Here is a 16,324-nt window from a genome sequence, read left to right as displayed (position 1 = left end):
TCCTCCCCAAAATGGCGGCAATGTGTCGCGATTATGTCGGCAACCGTACGCTTGTCGGTGCCTTCTGACACGGGGGTAACAACGTGTAACGGTGCGGGGCGAATGGGAACGCAGCGGGCAGAATGCTCACTAATGCGTTACCCGATGCGTGACAAAGCCGTTATCGTCGCCTCGGGCACATTCATAGCGTGCTGTGAAAGCACGCAGCAACAACAAAGCGACACGTAAGAAGGAGTCACTGTGAATCAACGAAACATCGCCAAATTCCTGCTGGTTTCCGCTTCGTTCCTGACCCTGGAAGTGAGCGTCGCCCGCGCCGACGAACTGGCGCGCGACAAGACGGCCGAACCTACCCCGATTACGCAGCAGCGCACCACCCAAACGCCGCAGCGTTACGAAGGCCCGCTCGACCAGCGCACGATCGATCCGCGAGAATTCCAGCGCCGATAATCCCATCGGCCCGATCCACCCGAATCGGGCGCCAAACGGCTACGTCGGCGTTCCATTCAAACCCCTCATTTATTGACGGACACAGGGCGCAGCCGGAAGCGGCGGGCGCCTTTTTCTTGCCCGCTTTCTCGATTCTCATCCGCTGTAATTTCCCGTAACCGGCTATTTTTGATACCAACTTCCTCATAAGTGAGTTTATGCGCAATAATATTGCGCATAAATACCAAAAACAGGGAGGGGGTATGTCAAAGCTGGAACTGGACAAGATCGACCGGCGGATTCTCGCCTTGCTGCAAAGCAACGGGCGTCTTTCCAATCTCGAAATCGCCGAACAGGTGCGGCTCTCGCCGAGCCCTTGCCTGCGTCGCATTCGTCGCCTTGAAGAGGCTGGCGTGATTCGTGGCTACGTCGCCTTGCTGGAGCCTACACGGCTTGGGCTCGGACTGCTGGCCTATGTGAATGTGCGACTCGACAAGCGTCACCCGGGCGACGGGGAGGGCGGTTCGGTGATCGAACATTTCCGCAGCGTTGTCGATTCGTGGTCGGAGGTCGTTGGCTGCTACGCGATGGCGGGCGACATGGATTATCTCCTGCGTGTACATGTGCGCGATATGGCGCATTTCTCGCGCTTCATGCAGACGCAACTGCTTGTGCACCCGAGCGTGGTGGACGTCAAAACCAGCTTCGTGCTCGATCAGTTGAAGGAAACGACGGCGCTGCCGTTGCCCTGAATCGCGCTCGACGAACGCGAGAAAGCAAAAAACCCGGCTGAGGCCGGGTTTTTTCATGGGCGACGCCGAAGCGTCAGGCCGCGGTTCAGGCTGCGCGCTGATTCGGCAGCAGCGCACCGACCAGACGACGCGCGTTGCGCAACTGCCGCTTGAGCGCGTAGTCGAACGCGGCGATCTGATCCTGCATCATTTCCGAGAGCATCGATTGCGTGTCGGCCGGGGGCAGGCTCAGGTAGCCGTCTGCCTCGCCGTAGGCAAAGTTGATCTCCATACCGGCCTTCTTCGCAATGCGCATCATGCGGGCGTTGCGCGAGAGGCAGTGCATGTACAGCGTGTCGACGCGCTTGTTGCGGCAATGGATCGCAGCGCGCTCGAACAGGCGCGAGCCGATGCCCAGCCCACGGGCCGATTCGAGCACCGAGACGCCGAACTCCGCGACACGACCGTTCTTGCCTTCCGGCAGTTGGGCGACGTGAGCCACGGCGACGAGCGCGAGATTGTCGTCATAGACGCCAAAGACGCTGTCACGGGAGAAATCGAGGCTGGCGACGTAGCGCGTGACGATGTCGTCGGAGACGGCCTGACCGAAGCGCAGCAGGCGGTCTTCTTCGCCGAGCGCCAGGAAATGGCGCTGGAGTCGATGGATGTCGCCGGACGTCAGCTCACGAATCAACACGCTCGACCGCTCGTTGGCGGCAACCGTCGCGCGTGCGACGTCGGGCGTGTGGTTCGGGGCAGTCATGGCGTAATCCTTGGGTAATCTTTAGTGCGTCCACCTGATTGTGCGACGCAAAAGAATTATACCCGAAGGGCTAGGTAAAAACCCTAGGAAATTAAGCCTCGACCGTGGAAGGAAGTGTCTAAGTCTCTGAAGAATGGCGTCTTTTCTGGATTTCTCGTCTGACGGCTCTTCTATAAGAGTTGCTGCGAGGCAACAAAAAAGAGCGAGAGTTCGCCCTTTTTGCATAAGTGACCACTAACTCCGATTATGGCTTCGCAGGTATCGCCGGGGCCGGGATGGCGGCTTCGATTCCGTCAGGCAGCGGGGCTGCGAGGCCATGTTCGAGCACCGCGATGACTTCATTGGCAAAGTCGCGATAACGCATGCGGCCGCCCGGTTTGAGCCAGGTGAAGGTCCAGTTGATCATGCCGAACAGCATCATCGTCAGCGCGGTCTGGTTGTGCTTGGCGACCCGGTCGGGGAAGGCGCGCGTGAGTTGGCGCGCAAATGCGGCGACCACATCGCGCTGGCGGTTGAGCACGATCTCGCGTTGTTCGTCGTTCAGGAACTTGACGTCGTTGAGCAGGGCGATGTGACGCGTCTGCGATGTCTCGTACTCGTCGAGGAACGCACGGATCAGTTCGTGGAAGGTGTCGCGCTCCGACAGGCCGCGACGCTGGCCGAGCGCCTCGACCTCGGTGACGATCAGCATCAGGCGCTTGGTGTAGCGCTCGAGCAGATCGAAGAGGATGGCGTCCTTGCTGGCGTAGTAGTGATACAGCCGGGCCTTGGAGGTGCCGCAGGCGGCGGCCAGTTCGGACATCGACGTGCTCGGATAGCTCGCGCGGGCAAAGGCGTCGGCGGCGACGTCGAGAATCTGTTCGCGCTGCGATTCGTGATCGGGCGCTTTGGTACGTGCCATAAACGGGGGTTACTCCAGTCGTAAATCGCACGCGGCGGCGGCCGTGGTGTCACCGCGTAACGCGAGTCGGCCTGCCGCACCGAGTTCGCGGCAGCGCCACAAAAGAAAACTGTCGGTGGCGAAAAAACCTTCGACGCGCGGCATCATTTCGCCGAGAAATGCCGCCATCGGTGTCCAGGCCACCGGGGCGCGGGTCAAAATCTGATCGTCGATCTCGGCGAACGTCGCGCCTTCGAACGTGTTGTGCACCCAGCGACGGACCTGCGTATTCACTTGCTTGAGCGCCCGCCATTCCAGCGACAGACGGCCAATGCGCAGCAGCGAGATCGGGGCGATGCGAACGAAGCGCTCGGCCAGCACCTCCGGGGCGTACATGCCGACGCTGGTGCGACGGTTCGCGTCGCTCCCGTTCACCGCACCCGTCAGGTCGCTACCTCGCAGCACGATCTCGTTCAGGCGGGCGGGCGTGCCGCGCAGCATGAAGGCCACGCGACGCAGCGTCAACTGATCGGACGCGCTGTCGCCGTGCCAGCACACCACCGCGTTGTCGCCTTCGACGAGGCGTTGCAGCGACGCCAGTTCCTCGCGCAGCTCGCCGGCGTAGTCGCGACCGGCCGACGGGATGACGCGTTGCCAGAAAGCGGCGCGCTGACGTTCGTTCTCGTCGATCTCACGCAACGGGCCGATGGCCAGATCGTCGCGCAGAACCAGGATAGGGTCGGCGCGTTGCGCTTGCGCCATCGCCGCACGCAATTGCTGCGCGGCGATATCGCCACAGACGACATGGATGGTATTCATGCCCGGTAGTTTACGGTATTCCCGCTACCTCGGGTTGACGCTCCCGTAATGCCCGGAATAATCGACGCATTGGCGGGATTTCACGCAAGTTTCGCTCGCGTTGCCGTCGCGTTCGCACGCGGCGGCAAACAGGCGTTCGATTAGCGCTCGTCGTAGCTGACCACGACGCGTTCCGTGAGCGGACGCGCCTGACACGTCAGCACGAAGCCCTGTTCGACCTCGTAGTCTTCGAGCGTGTAGTTCTTTTCCATGGCGACTTCGCCTTCGAGCACCTTGGCGCGGCACGTGCAGCACACGCCGCCCTTGCAGGCGTACGGCAGCGACAGGCCAGCGGCGAGACCGGTGTCCAGAATGCTCTGACCTTCATACGGCTGACGCAGGCGACGCTCTTTGCCGTCCATCACGACGACCAACTCGGCCATCGGCGTGTCGTCGGTGATCACGACCGGCTTCACGCCCGCTTGCGGCGACGGCACACCGAAGCGCTCGACGTGAATCTTTTCCTTGGCGACACCGGCGGCGGCCAGCGCGGCTTCGGCGGCGTCCATCATCGGGCCGGGGCCGCAGATGAAAGCTTCGTCGATGCTCGCTGCCGGAATCAGCGTCTCCAGGAACGCGCTGCACTTGTCCTGATTGAGCAGACCGTTGAACAGCTCGACTTCCTGCGCTTCGTCCGACAGCACGTGATACAGACGCAGACGACCCAGATACGTGTTCTTCAGGTCTTCGAGCGACTCGGCGAACATGATCGCGGGCACCGAGCGGTTGCCGTAGACGAGCGTGAACTGGCTGTCAGGCTCCGTGGCGAGCGTGGTCTTGATGAGCGCGAGCATCGGCGTGATGCCCGAGCCACCGGCGAAGCCGACGTAATGTTTGGCGTTGGTGGCCGACAGACGCGTGAAGAAGCGGCCGTCAGGCGTCATCACGTCGAGTTGCTGTCCCGGCTTGAGCTGATCGTTCGCGAAGTTCGAGAACTTGCCGCCGGGTACGCGCTTGATGCCCACGCGCAGTTCGCCCGTGGCTTCGTATTCGGGGACGCCTACGCAGATCGAGTAGGAGCGACGGGCTTCTTCACCGTCGATCTCGGTCTTGAGCGTGAGGAACTGGCCTTGCGTGAAGCGATAGGCGTCGCGCAGCGTGTCCGGCACCGTGAAGGCGATGGAGATGGCGTCGGCGGTCTCGGGCCGGATTTCGCGAATCGTCAGCGAATGGAATTGCGGGGTCGTCATTGTCAGCTTCCCAATTGGGTCAAACGCGGGGTCAACGCGGGGTCAATCCGCCAATCAATATGGCTTGAAGTAGTCGAACGGCTCTTGGCACGTGCGGCAAACGTAATGCGCCTTGCAGGCGGTCGATCCGAAGGCGGAGACGACTTCGGTATGCGTCGAGCCGCAGTGCGGGCACGGCACGCCGTCTTTCGGACGGCCATAGAACGTGATCTTGCGCGGCGCGTCGGCCGACACCGCTTGCGCCCCGGTGGGCGGCGCGATGCCGTAGCCGCGCAGCTTTTCGCGGGCTTCCGGGCTGATCCAGTCCGTCGTCCACGCGGGCGCGAGCACGGTCTTGACGTGCCACGGGCCGAGGCCTGCGCGCGTCATGGCCGCCGCGATGTCCTCGGCGATCTGCTGCATCGCCGGGCAGCCCGAGTACGTGGGTGTAATCACGATCTCGAACGCCGCGCGGCCTTCGTCGTTCGTCACCACGCGCACATCGCGCAGAATGCCGAGCTCTCGAATCGACACGACCGGAATCTCCGGGTCGGGCACGGCTTCGAGCGTTTGCCAGGCGAGCGGCAGCGACGCCTCCGAGGCCGGCGTGAGCACGTCGGGCGCAACGGGAGGGGTGAGCGGCAGATTCGTCATCGCGTCGGCAAACAGGTTCGTCGTAGGCATGATGTGCGCGCGTGGCTTACCAGGTGGCGCCGGGATGCTGACGGGCCAGACCCTGCATCTCGCCGAGCAGATAGCTCATGTGCTCGGAGTGATGACCGAACTTGCCCGTGCTCTCGAACGCACCGCCGACCGGCGCGGTGAGCGTGGCTTCCGCGAGGGCGTCGCTCACGGTGGCTTGCCATGCGTCCTTCAGATCGGCCATCGTCACGCCGGTACCGGCGGCAGCCACCGTGTCTTCGAGCGTGTCGCGCTTGAAGATCTCGTTCATGTACGGCACGAGATAGTCGAGCGCGGCCTGTGCGCGACGATGCGATTCTTCCGTGCCGTCGCCGAAGCGCACGAGCCAGTCGCGTGCGTGGTGCAGATGGTAGTGCGCTTCCTTGACCGACTTGGCGGCGATGGCGGCGAGCGTTTCGTCGGTCGACTGCGCGAGCGCTTGCCACACTTCGACCATCAGGGCCGAGTAGAGGAAGTTGCGCACGATAGTGACGGCGTAATCGCGCTCGGCAGCCGTGGTGCCGGCAGTCGGGCCGTAGTGGGGCAGCTCGACGAGCGTCCAGTTACGGAAGGCGAATTCGTCGCGCCAGAAGGCGTAGTCGTCTTCCTGCTTCGCAAAGCCGGTGAGTTCGGTTTCGAGCTGGGCGGCGTGCTGATACAGCATGCGTGCCTGGCCGATGAGATCGAGGCTCAGGTTGGTGAGCGCGATGTCTTCTTCCAGCACGGGGCCGTGACCACACCATTCCGCGTTGCGCTGACCGAGGATCAGCGCGTTGTCGGCGAGGCGCAGCAGATAGGACAGATGTTCCTGCGTCGGTTTCATGTTCTGGGGTCTCGCTTGGGGCGCGCCATTGACGTGCGTTTCGTCACGTCGGCGCGCAGCCGCTTACATGTGGTTCACTTCTTCCGGCAACTGGTAGAAGGTCGGGTGACGGTAGATCTTGTCGGCGGCCGGATCGAACAGCTCGGCCTTGTCTTCCGGAGCCGAGGCCGTGATGGCGACCGACGGCACGACCCAGATGCTCACGCCTTCCTGGCGGCGCGTGTAGACGTCGCGCGCCATGCGCAGCGCCATCTCGGCGTCGGCGGCGTGCAGGCTGCCGCTGTGCTTGTGTTCGAGGCCCATCTTGCTGCGCACGAACACTTCCCAGAGGGGCCATTCCTTGTTGCTTGCTTGCGTCATGATCGTTCCTGATGTCTTGTGAGGGCGGCGCGCTCTTGCAACCGCTTATGCAGCTTGCTCAGCAGCCTGCTTATGCCGCTTGCTTCTCGGCGCGCTGGCGCTGTTTCGCGGCGTGGGCGAGGGCGGCATCGCGCACCCAGGCGCCTTTCTCGTGGGCGGCCACGCGGGTGCCGACGCGTTCCTTGTTGCACGGGCCGTCACCGCCGACCACGCGCCAGAATTCGCTCCAGTCGATCTCGCCGTAGTCGTGGGCCTTGCGGGCTTCGTTCCACTTCAGGTCCGGATCGGGGAAGGTCACGCCGAGCACCTTGGCCTGTTCGATGGCGGCATCGACGAACTTCTGGCGCAGGTCGTCATTCGAGATGCGCTTGATGCCCCACTTCATGGTCTGGGTGCTGTGGATGGATTCCTTGTCGCTCGGGCCGAACATCATCAGCACCGGCCACCACCAGCGGTTCACCGCTTCCTGCACCATGTCGCGCTGGGACTGCGTGCCGCTCATCATCGCAAGCAGGGCGTCGAAGCCCTGACGCTGGTGGAACGACTCCTCCTTACAGACGCGGATCATGGCGCGCGCGTACGGACCGTACGAGCAGCGGCACAGGGGCACCTGGTTCATGATGGCGGCGCCATCGACAAGCCAGCCGATCACACCGACGTCGGCCCACGTGAGCGTCGGGTAGTTGAAGATGCTGGAGTACTTGGCCTTGCCGGAGTGCAGGGCGTCGATCATCTGGTCGCGCGACGTGCCGAGCGTTTCGGCGGCGGAATAGAGATAGAGACCGTGACCGGCTTCGTCCTGCACTTTGGCGAGCAGGATGGCTTTGCGCTTGAGGCTGGGCGCGCGCGAGATCCAGTTGCCTTCCGGCAGCATGCCGACGACTTCCGAGTGCGCGTGCTGCGAGATCTGGCGAACGAGCGTCTTGCGATACTCGGCAGGCATGTAGTCCTGCGGCTCGATCTTCTGGTCGGCGGCGACGCGCGCGTCGAAGCGAGCTTGCTGCGCCTGCTCGGCCTCGCTCAGGGCTTGCACGCCCTTGGGGCTGTTGCCGGCCAGATCGATGGCTTGCGTATACATAGAGGAAGGCCTCCGCGGCATGTGGGGATATGGAACGCATTATAAACCGACCGGCCGGTCGGTCAATAAATGTTTTCCATTAGGCCGGAGAGGTGTGGTTTTCTACAGCGCTTGAGATTTTTCAGTGGAAATGAGATTGCGCGCCGAGGTTGGCGGCGGGGCTATGCGGAGGTCATGTGTCCCCGGAATATCCGAACAGGTCAAAACTAGACTCAAGCGCGAAACAATTGCGCTTACACTCTCGTCTGCCTGACTCCTTCGAACTGTATGCGCCAACTCATCGTCTCCCCGATGCGCCGCCGTCTGATGCAGGCCGCGGTGATCGCTGCTTGCCTGCCGCTCTCCGCCTGTAGCGAGCGTGTCGAGATCGGAGGGAGTTTCCTGCAGCTCTGGCGCGAGCATCTGGACTGGCGTCCCGAGCAATGGCGTGCCCGCATTGCCATGACGCGCGCACTGGGGTGCCGGGAACTCTTCATTCAGTGGATCGCGCTGACCGGCAATCCCGCGAGCGAGTGGCAGGCGTCACCCGCACTCCTGAAGCTGTTGCTCGATGAATGCCATGCTCAAGGCATGGGCGTGTATCTGGGGGTGCCTTACGACGAGCGTTGGTGGACCGTGCTCGGCAGCCCCGACGCCGGGCTGCTGGAGCGCTATCTGAACGATGCACGCGAGCGCATCGCGCTCACGCTGCATAACAGCGCTCTGCCACGACACCCGGCGTTTCGAGGCTGGTATCTGCCGCACGAGATCGAGCAATACAGTTGGTCTGACCCGACGCGGCTCGACAAACTCGCGACGTGGCTCGACGCAGTCTCACGCCTGTCGCACGAATCCTGCGCGCGTGCTCCCGCTATCTCCACTTTCTACAGTCATATTCCGGGGCCGGGATCGCTGGCGGAGCTGTGGCGCGCGCTGCTCGATCGCTCCGACGTTTATCCGATGATTCAGGACGGTGTGGGCGAGTGGGGCATCGAAAATTACGTGGCACTCGCGCCCCTGCGTGACCTGTTCGTCTCACGTGGCACGAAATTCGATCTGATACTCGAACTGTTCCAAAGCGCGCCCGACGGCAAGAAGGACGGCACCGATTTCAAGGCACACGCGGCGAGCTTCACCCGCATCGAGAAGCAATGGGAAATCGCGCGTGACTACGGCGCCCAACGAGTGATCGCCTTCGCGATCGACCCGTGGGTTCTGGGCGACACACCAGAGGCACATGTACTGCTGCGGCGCTGGCAAGCGGCACTACGCTGACCGAGAAGTCGGAAATCGCCGCTGGGACAGGCCGTCTCACGCGCCTTCGATAATCTCGATGATGTTGCCGTTGGGCAGGAACAGGAAGACGATGCGACGCCCGCCAAATGCAACGGCTGGGGCAGGTTCCGCCGTGCGGCGTGCCCCCGTGTCTTCCAGTGCTGCGAGGGCACGATCAAATTCGCGGGTCTCGAATGCCTGGTGGTACATCTTCGTGCGACGCTTGAGCACGCCCTCGACCGGTGAGCCTTCGGCGCTGGGTGCGAGCAGTTCCAGACGCGGCCCCGGCCCGGTCAGAAAGCGCCCGCGCACCCGCTGGACAGGATCCTCGAACTCCGCCGACTCCTGCGAATATCCGAGCAATTCCCAGTAGGCCTGCTCTGCGTCCAGGTCGCGACAGGCGATCCCAATGTGATGAAAGGTACAACCAAGGTCGGTCAGCATGATCTGGCGTCAGAACTGGAAGTATAGAAAGCGGGCCGTCTTGTGCAGGTTGAGCGCGGCGTACGCCAACACGACCATCGACAAAGCGGTCCACGCGAGCGTGGGGCGCCATTGCAGCCAGCGCGGTGCGCCCGCAGCGGGTCCTTCCAACGCGGGCGAATACACGTTCATGATCTGGTTCGAGTTGGGTGCACACCACACCACCACGAGCAGCACCGCGATCAGCAGGCCCTGACTCCAGCGCTCCAGGAACAGGCGCAACACGTCGCCGGTGGTCCACTCAGGCGCCGCGTGCGCAAGGGCATGCAACGGATACAACACCGGCGCCAAGGGCTCCAGACCGTTCAAACCGAGCATGTTGCCGATGAGCATGAACGCGTCATGCGTGCTGTGGGCACGGAAGAATAGCAACGCGAATACAACACAGAGGAACGTCAGCACGATATACCCGGCGCGCACCAACCCAGCCGCCGGCTGCGCGCGCTTCGGGCCGAACTGGCGCCAGGCGTGATTCACGCTCAGGTACATGCCATGCAGCAGACCGAAGATAAGAAACTGAAGCCCTGCACCGTGCCAGATACCGGCGAGCCCCATCGTGAAGACCGTCGGAAACAAGATCATGCTGCCGAAGCCACGCGCGGTCGTCGTTGCCTTGCGGCCAACCGGCAGTCCCTTGCGTGCCCGGGCTCGCGTGATCGCCATCGCCACCGGGGTATAGAGATACGCGGTCAGATAACGCGTGAGCGTCATGTGGAACCGGGTCCAGAACTCAATGATGCCGGTGGATTTGTAGGGCGAATTGAAGTTGAGTGGGAAGCGAATGCCGAACATTTTCGCCAGGCCCATCGCCATGTCCGAGTACCCCGAAAAATCGAAGTACAACTGCAGTGCATAGGCCAGCGCGGTTCCCCATGCCGCCATGAACTGCAACTCACCCGGTGCGTTGAAGCCTGCTTCGGCCCACGGTGCGATGCTGTCCGCGAGCAGCACCTTTTTGGCGAGACCGATGATGAACAAGGTCGCGCCGATCGAGAGATTCTCCGCCTTGAACCGGTAACTCTCGCGGTCGGCAAACTGCGGCATCATTTCCTTGTGATGCAGAATCGGCCCCGCGATCAGGTGCGGAAAGAATGTGACGAACAAGACATAGCTGACAAAGCCCCGCTCACGGACCACACCCGCGCGGCAATCGAGCAGAAAGCCCAATTGAGTGAATGTGAAGAACGAGATGCCGAGCGGCAGGATCATCTCGCTCACGCTATGCGAGACGAGGCCGTATCCCGCGAGGAAATCGAGCAACGCGACGAGATACTTGTAATAGAACAGCAGCCCGAGGTTCGCGACAATGCCGCCCGCGAGAATCCATGATTGCAGACGCGGACGGTTTTCCGTCGACAGAATGCCAAGGCTCACGACATAGTTAAACGCAATCGACCCGAGCAGCAACGTGACGAACACCGGGTTCCACCAGCTATAGAACACCAGCGAGGCGATGCAAAGCCATGCGGCCGCCGCGATGGGGCGCAACGCTCCCGCGAGGTAGTACCCGCCCAAAGAGATGGGCAGGAACAGCAGGAGAAACGGCAGGGAGTTGAACAGCATACCGGGAAATCTGTGTCAAAAAGGTCGCAGGGACGCTTGCGGCTATATCGAGATCAGCCCTTCGCGGCCAATTGCTTCTTGATCAGCTCGATGAGTTCGCCAACGTTCTTCAGGCCTTCGATCTCCGACGTCTTGAACCGCACACCGAAACGCATTTCGGTCGCGACCATGATGTTCACGTTCGACAGAGAATCCCAGGCGTCAAAGTCGGCAGCCGACGATTGCGCCGTAATCACGACCGAGTCGTCGTCAAAAATGTCGCGAAAGATGTCGGTCAGCGCTTCGAGGATGTCGTTGTCGGTCATTTCATGCTCCTGATTTCCATGGGTGCACTTTGTGGAGAGAATTCGCCAAGGTCCAGCACCCATTCGGAGGCGTTCTCGTGTCCGGCAAACGGCGTAAATCCAAGGTTTCGAAAATGATCCTTGACCATGCCGTTCTTCGCGGTGGGAATATACTCGCCGATCAGGCGTTTGGCCCCGGCGGCGCGTGCTTGCTCTGCGAGCACACCCAACGTGGCGCGCTCGACTTCGCGACCGAGTACGCGGCAGCTCATCAGCCACGTATCGATGCGCCAATCGTCCCCGGCCGTCGCCTCTGGCAGGGCGGCGATGACGGCAATAATGCCGTTATCGCCAAAGCTGTCCTTCAGTCGGAAGTGCAACAGGACGGCGCGCGGATCGCGCATCATCTCCCGAACGTCGTCTTCGGTATGACGGCGCGTCGTCAGATTGAATTGGTTCGTCTTGCCCATGAGCTGAACGACGCGCGGAAGATCGGTCTCGTTGAATGTGTTCCATTCCAGCACCATCTGCAGACTGGCCAGATACGACGCAAGATCCTTCTGACTGGTGCGCATGACTTCGCGTTGCAGGTTGGCCTGATACTGGCCCGCGCGTTCGCGATCCTCGGCGGTCAGTGCCACCCCTTCGAAGTAGCCGCCTCTTGCAACGGTCGCCGCATACAACGCGGGATCTTCCGGCATCTCAGGAACCTTCACCATCGGTAGTTCGCGGCGCACAAGATTACGTTCGAACGGATTGTCATCCGCGAACACCAGCGCATCGAGTCCGATATTGAGCTGCGAGGCTATCGAGCGCAGGTTGCTTGCCTTGTCCTGCCAGTTCGCGACGAAGCACGCGATGTCTTCTCGCTTGAGCACCATCTCGGGATGCGACGTGAACGGTTGCAGCGCATTGGCTTCGTCGTTCTTGGAGCAAACGGCGAGGATCACTCCTCGGCGCGTCAGATCCCGCGCGTAACGCTGAAATGCGGCGAAGGCTTCGCCCTCGCCGTTGCCCTGTCCCAAGACAATGCCGGCCAGGCCATCGTCGCCGATCACCCCACCCCACAACGTGTTGTCAAGATCGAGCACGAGACACTTTGCGCTGCCGCCCCGGCGCGCCGTGACAAGTCTCGCCACCAGTTCGCCATAGGCCGGCCCCGCGGCAGGCGTGACGTACTGCTTCGCCCGCAGCCATAGCCGTGGATCGTGCCAAGCGCTTACCCCATCCTGCTCGCAGGCATCGTCCAGCGCGAGGATGTCGACCCCCGCCGCGTCAGCCGCCTGGCGCATGGCCTCGTTGAGTCGGCGCGTCAGCCAGCGCGCCGACCCCGGCATGCGTTGCTCATTGTTGCCCATGAGCGCGACGTGGGTCGGCATCAGCGTTTGTTGAATCACATGGGCGCCAATATCTTCTCTCAGACGGCGCCAAAGCTCGCGCAGGTTATCGATGGCGCCCGCCACCATCGCATCGGCGTCCGCCGCCGTCATGGCGGCCGTCTCGTTGCCGATCAGGTGCTGTGTATCGAAAGCGCACAACGCGACGTTCGGGGCAAATGCGTACAGACCGGAGGACGGATCGAGGGTCTCGCGCAGATATTGACCGTAATCCGGCACGTACATCTGTGTCCATAGCTGACGACGCAGCGCCCCCACCCGCAGACCGGGCAGCAGATGATCCATCGTGGACGAGCCAAGGACCGCCAGACGCACCGGGGTTGTTGTCAGATCCGCTGGCGCCTGAGCGCCATAGGCCTTGACCAGACGCTTGTCCAGCTTCCCCGTCTGCACGAAGTCCAGATTCTCATTGGCGAGCCGAACCAGCTCGCTCCATGCGGGCGCAACGTCCTTTGGAAGGGCATCCACTTGCTTCGCCCAGTCGGGCGTGCGAGGCAACCAGTTCAGCTCCGGCATGAGCATGTGTCCATTGAAATAGTGGTGGCGCTGCGTGCGCGCCAGGCAATCCGACAGGGCCTACCCGCACAGCGTGGGTCCGTATCGATACGTCGGAACTTGCGCTTCTGTGCCGCCGACGTCGTGTTCATGCGCTAGCCACCCTGCAGCAGCGATTTCTCCTGCTCGGTCAACGGCTGGAGCAGCGACATCTCCGACATCTCCCAGATCACAAGCCTCAGGCTCTTCGGCCAGCGATCACGATCCTGCATGGTGTGAACGAGCGCGTCGGCGAACTTGCCGCCGTCGCGACTCTGATTCCATACCGGTTGGCCGAGCGCCTGCCCCAACTGCTCGGCGAAGTTGCTTCGGCGGGAATTCGAACTGCCGGCGAGCAAAACTTCAACAGGTGGACCGTCGTCGAGCAAGCCTCCGCTTGCGGGCAACGTAAAGGTCTCCGGCACGTAGCTGTCCGGCGCCGGGCGCCAGCCGTCCGGCGCCTTGCCCAGCCCCGCGAGCACCAGCAAGTCACCGACGCGCGGCTCGGCACGCGGCGCGCGCGACACGTCGTAGCGTAACGAACCCTTCTGCCCCAGTAACGCAAGCGCAGCCCGGGCGACTGCCTGCGCCGCGGCGGCTGCCCCCGTCTGATTCATATGAACGTCGGTTCGGTAGAAAGCGTCAGGCATCGATGCAAGCAGTTGCATCAGATCGACGTGAGGAACTCCGGCATCTGAAAGGGCCTGCTGCCACATCGTCATGCCCATCATCGTGTCCGCAGGACGCGTCAGGCCGCACAGCGCATTCGCGGCAATACGCGACTTATCCGGCACCGTCACTGCCAACACCTGCACATTTGCGGCACGCAGCCGGCCCGCGAGCTGCTTCATCAGCGCAATTCGCTTGCCGATCTCGGCACGCACGTCGGCAACCGGCGCACGCACGCCATCGGTGTAGAACAGCCATCCGGGGCAGCCCTGCTGCACCTGCGTGCCGAGTTGACCCAACGCCACGTAGCGCAACGCCGCATCGGCGGTTTCAACCGGTTCGCGGTACGGTAGCGCCAGCGTTGTATCCAGACGTTTGCCCGCCGTGCCGTCCAGCCATGCTTTCGGCGTGTAGTCACCGAGCCCAGCCTTGGATGACTCGTACACGCCGTAGATCAGCCCCAGGACCATCAACATCCCGAAGCACAAGGCGCTCAGGAGATGGGAGGTCGCCGCGGGCGGTGTCGCCACCGCATCTCGCGAAGAAGTCGACAAACTCATATGCGTTACTTGGCGATGGCGGCCGCGACGCGGTCGCGCCATGCAGCGTCGGTCATAAGTGATGCTGCGTCCCACTGCCCGCTCGTATTCGGGCCGTACAGCATCTGGACTTCATTGAGCTGCCACACGACGACTTGCGGACGCGCCTGCTGGAACGCCGGCGACTCAAGGTACTGAGCGAATACGGCCCACGGGCCGAAGTTGCCATATTTCCAGGTCAGGCCTACGCGCCGATCGATGTCCGCCGACAGCGCCTGCGGGAAGCCCAGATATGGCTGGACAAAGCTATTGCCGACGACATGTACGGGCGATGCCGCGTCGTCGAGCAGACCACCTTCATCGGCTTTGTTGGAGCGCACGACATAAATCTCCTGGCCCACGGCCTTGCGCTGCGCAGCCGTCATCAGCTCGGCAAAGTCCGCGAAGCGGCGCTCCTTGATCCAGTGCCCCAGCTTCTTACCTGTGCCTGCCTGGCCGGTAAGCGTCCAGTTCTTCTTGATGACTTCAGCGGTCGCGGCGGCAGCGGCTTCAGCGCTCCAGGCCGTCCAGTGCGAATCCTTCTGAAAGAAGGCGGTCTGGTCGTCGTGCTCCACGCTCTTGAGTACGGGCATCAGATCGACTGTCTGAATATCCGCGCGACGCAGGCTGTCGATGATCTGCGCGTAGCGCTCGCGCACGGCGGGGGCGATTGCCGTACCTGCGGGAAGCTTGTCTTCGTAAAAGCGAGCCTTCAGTGGGGCCACTACCACCACCAGTCCGATACCTTTTGCCTTGAGCGCATCACGCGCGGCGCGCATCAAATTGACGGAGTTGTCGATGCCGGCGCGGCCTGCGTCGGTCATGTTGTCCTGAGCGTAGAACAGCCAATCGTCCTTGCCGATGAGCACCGCTTGCGCGTGCGCACTCGTGGCCGCCAGGCATGCCCCGGCAATCATCAGGCCGGACAGCAGTTTCCGGGCGAATCCCGGGAAATCAGCGTTGATTTTCATAATGCTTACGAAGAAGGATTGTCGTGTTCTGGCGCTGACATGCGACCGCTCCGCGGCGGCGTCCGGTTCTCCGAGACCGGCTGCGCAGCGCGCGCACAGGAGCCTCGATATTCACCTCAGTTGGCGCGATAGGGTTGCGTCCGATTCGTCGCACCGACCAGCACGGGCGCTTGCGTCGTTCCCACGAGGAACACGCTGTAGCGGTCACCGCCCTTGAGCGCCGGCAGCGCCAGCGGCGCAGAAGCATGATCCGCGCACGACCCGACCAGCGAGGCCGACACCGGATTGATGGCACGCGCGTTGCGTGCGCCATCAGCCACACCCGGGAAGACCGTCGGACCGTTAGCCACACCGATTTTGGCCAGGCAGCCGGGCACGAGATTGTATGCCGCGAGTTCCGCTTTCAGCCCATCGGCCGCAGGACTCTCATCAACGATTGCCCTGGCCGGTGCACTGGCGTGCGAGCCGTCGATAACCAGCGTCACGAAACCGCCCTTCGGCGACTTGCCCGCCACCTCCACCGCGCGACCGTTGACCTTGAGCGTATACGCCTGAGCGCCGGGCAACACGCGATAGTCGGACACGATCTTGTGGTCCGCGGCGAGCGATTCGGCCTTCGCGCCAGCACCCAATTGCACGTTGACTGCCACGTTGCTCGCGTTGAGCACGCGCACGTAGACCGATCCTTCGGGCGGCAACGCATACAGCTTGGCGATGTCATCGGCGGGCGCGGCGTGCGCCAGGAGACCGACCGTCGCCAGCGCCGTTGCGGCGAGTGCCCGGTTTGCGCACGGTACGCGTTTGAGGAATCCGAACATG

18 protein-coding genes are annotated in these 16,324 nt (G+C 62.6%); 3 read left to right on the top strand and 15 right to left on the bottom strand.

Going from position 1 to position 16,324, the window contains the following annotated elements:
* The first annotated feature begins 240 nt into the window (after positions 1-240).
* Complete coding sequence (locus PCO31010_RS06445; protein ID WP_039393813.1) at positions 241-450, top strand: hypothetical protein; 210 nt, start codon at positions 241-243, stop codon at positions 448-450.
* A gap of 242 nt (positions 451-692) precedes the next feature.
* Positions 693-1,181 (top strand): Lrp/AsnC family transcriptional regulator, encoded by a 489-nt coding sequence (locus PCO31010_RS06440; RefSeq protein ID WP_150662005.1) that lies wholly within the window; start codon positions 693-695, stop codon positions 1,179-1,181.
* Between the two features lie 85 nt (positions 1,182-1,266).
* On the opposite strand, the gene PCO31010_RS06435 is transcribed toward PCO31010_RS06440, so the two are convergent.
* The 8 genes from PCO31010_RS06435 to paaA all read right to left on the bottom strand — a co-directional run bounded on the left by PCO31010_RS06435 (position 1,267) and on the right by paaA (position 7,772).
* Positions 1,267-1,923: a GNAT family N-acetyltransferase gene (locus tag PCO31010_RS06435; RefSeq protein WP_150663560.1), complete on the bottom strand. Its 657-nt coding sequence runs from the start codon at positions 1,921-1,923 to the stop codon at positions 1,267-1,269.
* 244 nt (positions 1,924-2,167) lie between these two features.
* The gene (locus PCO31010_RS06430) at positions 2,168-2,824 is read right to left on the bottom strand and encodes a TetR/AcrR family transcriptional regulator (protein WP_150663559.1); all 657 of its coding nucleotides are present in this window, start codon (positions 2,822-2,824) and stop codon (positions 2,168-2,170) included.
* Between the two features lie 9 nt (positions 2,825-2,833).
* Entirely contained in the window at positions 2,834-3,622 is a 789-nt protein-coding gene (locus tag PCO31010_RS06425; protein ID WP_150663558.1) for a DUF1835 domain-containing protein, read from the bottom strand.
* Positions 3,623-3,762: 140 nt separating this feature from the next.
* On the bottom strand, positions 3,763-4,851 hold the full coding sequence (paaE, locus tag PCO31010_RS06420; RefSeq protein ID WP_150663557.1) for a 1,2-phenylacetyl-CoA epoxidase subunit PaaE: 1,089 nt from the start codon (positions 4,849-4,851) through the stop codon (positions 3,763-3,765).
* A 54-nt stretch (positions 4,852-4,905) separates the two neighbouring features.
* Positions 4,906-5,514 (bottom strand): 1,2-phenylacetyl-CoA epoxidase subunit PaaD, encoded by a 609-nt coding sequence (gene paaD / locus PCO31010_RS06415; RefSeq protein ID WP_150663556.1) that lies wholly within the window; start codon positions 5,512-5,514, stop codon positions 4,906-4,908.
* Positions 5,515-5,530: 16 nt separating this feature from the next.
* Positions 5,531-6,334, bottom strand: coding sequence for a 1,2-phenylacetyl-CoA epoxidase subunit PaaC (paaC, locus tag PCO31010_RS06410; RefSeq protein ID WP_150663555.1), 804 nt, complete (start codon positions 6,332-6,334; stop codon positions 5,531-5,533).
* 63 nt (positions 6,335-6,397) lie between these two features.
* Entirely contained in the window at positions 6,398-6,694 is a 297-nt protein-coding gene (gene paaB / locus PCO31010_RS06405; protein ID WP_039393802.1) for a 1,2-phenylacetyl-CoA epoxidase subunit PaaB, read from the bottom strand.
* 70 nt (positions 6,695-6,764) lie between these two features.
* A complete protein-coding gene (gene paaA / locus PCO31010_RS06400) occupies positions 6,765-7,772 on the bottom strand; it encodes a 1,2-phenylacetyl-CoA epoxidase subunit PaaA (RefSeq protein ID WP_039393800.1) in 1,008 nt (335 codons plus the stop codon).
* Positions 7,773-8,039: 267 nt separating this feature from the next.
* Between paaA and PCO31010_RS06395 the strand changes: the two genes are divergently transcribed.
* Positions 8,040-9,026 carry a DUF4434 domain-containing protein gene (locus PCO31010_RS06395; protein ID WP_246184488.1) on the top strand — a complete coding sequence of 329 codons (987 nt, stop codon included), beginning with the start codon at positions 8,040-8,042 and terminating at the stop codon, positions 9,024-9,026.
* 36 nt (positions 9,027-9,062) lie between these two features.
* Here the strand turns inward: PCO31010_RS06395 and PCO31010_RS06390 are convergent, their stop codons facing one another.
* The 7 genes from PCO31010_RS06390 to PCO31010_RS06360 all read right to left on the bottom strand — a co-directional run bounded on the left by PCO31010_RS06390 (position 9,063) and on the right by PCO31010_RS06360 (position 16,323).
* Positions 9,063-9,470, bottom strand: a complete 408-nt coding sequence (locus PCO31010_RS06390) for a VOC family protein (RefSeq protein ID WP_150663554.1) — start codon at positions 9,468-9,470, stop codon at positions 9,063-9,065.
* Between the two features lie 9 nt (positions 9,471-9,479).
* Entirely contained in the window at positions 9,480-11,072 is a 1,593-nt protein-coding gene (locus PCO31010_RS06385; protein ID WP_150663553.1) for an MBOAT family O-acyltransferase, read from the bottom strand.
* Between the two features lie 53 nt (positions 11,073-11,125).
* Entirely contained in the window at positions 11,126-11,377 is a 252-nt protein-coding gene (locus tag PCO31010_RS06380; RefSeq protein ID WP_150663552.1) for an acyl carrier protein, read from the bottom strand.
* Positions 11,374-13,269 (bottom strand): HAD-IIIC family phosphatase, encoded by a 1,896-nt coding sequence (locus PCO31010_RS06375; RefSeq protein ID WP_217426144.1) that lies wholly within the window; start codon positions 13,267-13,269, stop codon positions 11,374-11,376. Before PCO31010_RS06375 ends, PCO31010_RS06380 begins: the two co-directional genes overlap by 4 nt.
* A 134-nt stretch (positions 13,270-13,403) precedes the next feature.
* Positions 13,404-14,486, bottom strand: coding sequence for an alginate O-acetyltransferase AlgX-related protein (locus PCO31010_RS06370; protein ID WP_246184487.1), 1,083 nt, complete (start codon positions 14,484-14,486; stop codon positions 13,404-13,406).
* Positions 14,487-14,521: 35 nt separating this feature from the next.
* Positions 14,522-15,505 (bottom strand): alginate O-acetyltransferase AlgX-related protein, encoded by a 984-nt coding sequence (locus PCO31010_RS06365; protein WP_150663549.1) that lies wholly within the window; start codon positions 15,503-15,505, stop codon positions 14,522-14,524.
* A 116-nt stretch (positions 15,506-15,621) separates the two neighbouring features.
* Entirely contained in the window at positions 15,622-16,323 is a 702-nt protein-coding gene (locus PCO31010_RS06360; protein ID WP_150663548.1) for an alginate O-acetyltransferase AlgF, read from the bottom strand.
* Position 16,324: the final 1 nt, after the last annotated feature.

The sequence above is a fragment of the Pandoraea commovens genome (assembly GCF_902459615.1).
GTDB lineage: Bacteria > Pseudomonadota > Gammaproteobacteria > Burkholderiales > Burkholderiaceae > Pandoraea > Pandoraea commovens.
Note: the sequence above shows the minus strand (reverse complement) of the source record. Positions and strands in the feature narration are given on the sequence as shown.

Bases quoted from the DNA above. Each gene is read 5' to 3' on its own strand.
- paaB (WP_039393802.1), bottom strand. From the start codon at position 6,694: ATGACGCAAGCAAGCAACAAGGAATGGCCCCTCTGGGAAGTGTTCGTG.
- paaE (WP_150663557.1), bottom strand. From the start codon at position 4,851: ATGACGACCCCGCAATTCCATTCGCTGACGATTCGCGAAATCCGGCCC.
- PCO31010_RS06375 (WP_217426144.1), bottom strand. From the start codon at position 13,269: ATGCCGGAGCTGAACTGGTTGCCTCGCACGCCCGACTGGGCGAAGCAA.
- PCO31010_RS06395 (WP_246184488.1), top strand. From the start codon at position 8,040: ATGCGCCAACTCATCGTCTCCCCGATGCGCCGCCGTCTGATGCAGGCC.
- PCO31010_RS06385 (WP_150663553.1), bottom strand. From the start codon at position 11,072: ATGCTGTTCAACTCCCTGCCGTTTCTCCTGCTGTTCCTGCCCATCTCT.
- PCO31010_RS06435 (WP_150663560.1), bottom strand. From the start codon at position 1,923: ATGACTGCCCCGAACCACACGCCCGACGTCGCACGCGCGACGGTTGCC.
- PCO31010_RS06360 (WP_150663548.1), bottom strand. From the start codon at position 16,323: ATGTTCGGATTCCTCAAACGCGTACCGTGCGCAAACCGGGCACTCGCC.
- PCO31010_RS06390 (WP_150663554.1), bottom strand. From the start codon at position 9,470: ATGCTGACCGACCTTGGTTGTACCTTTCATCACATTGGGATCGCCTGT.
- paaA (WP_039393800.1), bottom strand. From the start codon at position 7,772: ATGTATACGCAAGCCATCGATCTGGCCGGCAACAGCCCCAAGGGCGTG.
- paaD (WP_150663556.1), bottom strand. From the start codon at position 5,514: ATGCCTACGACGAACCTGTTTGCCGACGCGATGACGAATCTGCCGCTC.
- PCO31010_RS06380 (WP_150663552.1), bottom strand. From the start codon at position 11,377: ATGACCGACAACGACATCCTCGAAGCGCTGACCGACATCTTTCGCGAC.
- paaC (WP_150663555.1), bottom strand. From the start codon at position 6,334: ATGAAACCGACGCAGGAACATCTGTCCTATCTGCTGCGCCTCGCCGAC.
- PCO31010_RS06365 (WP_150663549.1), bottom strand. From the start codon at position 15,505: ATGAAAATCAACGCTGATTTCCCGGGATTCGCCCGGAAACTGCTGTCC.
- PCO31010_RS06440 (WP_150662005.1), top strand. From the start codon at position 693: ATGTCAAAGCTGGAACTGGACAAGATCGACCGGCGGATTCTCGCCTTG.
- PCO31010_RS06425 (WP_150663558.1), bottom strand. From the start codon at position 3,622: ATGAATACCATCCATGTCGTCTGTGGCGATATCGCCGCGCAGCAATTG.
- PCO31010_RS06430 (WP_150663559.1), bottom strand. From the start codon at position 2,824: ATGGCACGTACCAAAGCGCCCGATCACGAATCGCAGCGCGAACAGATT.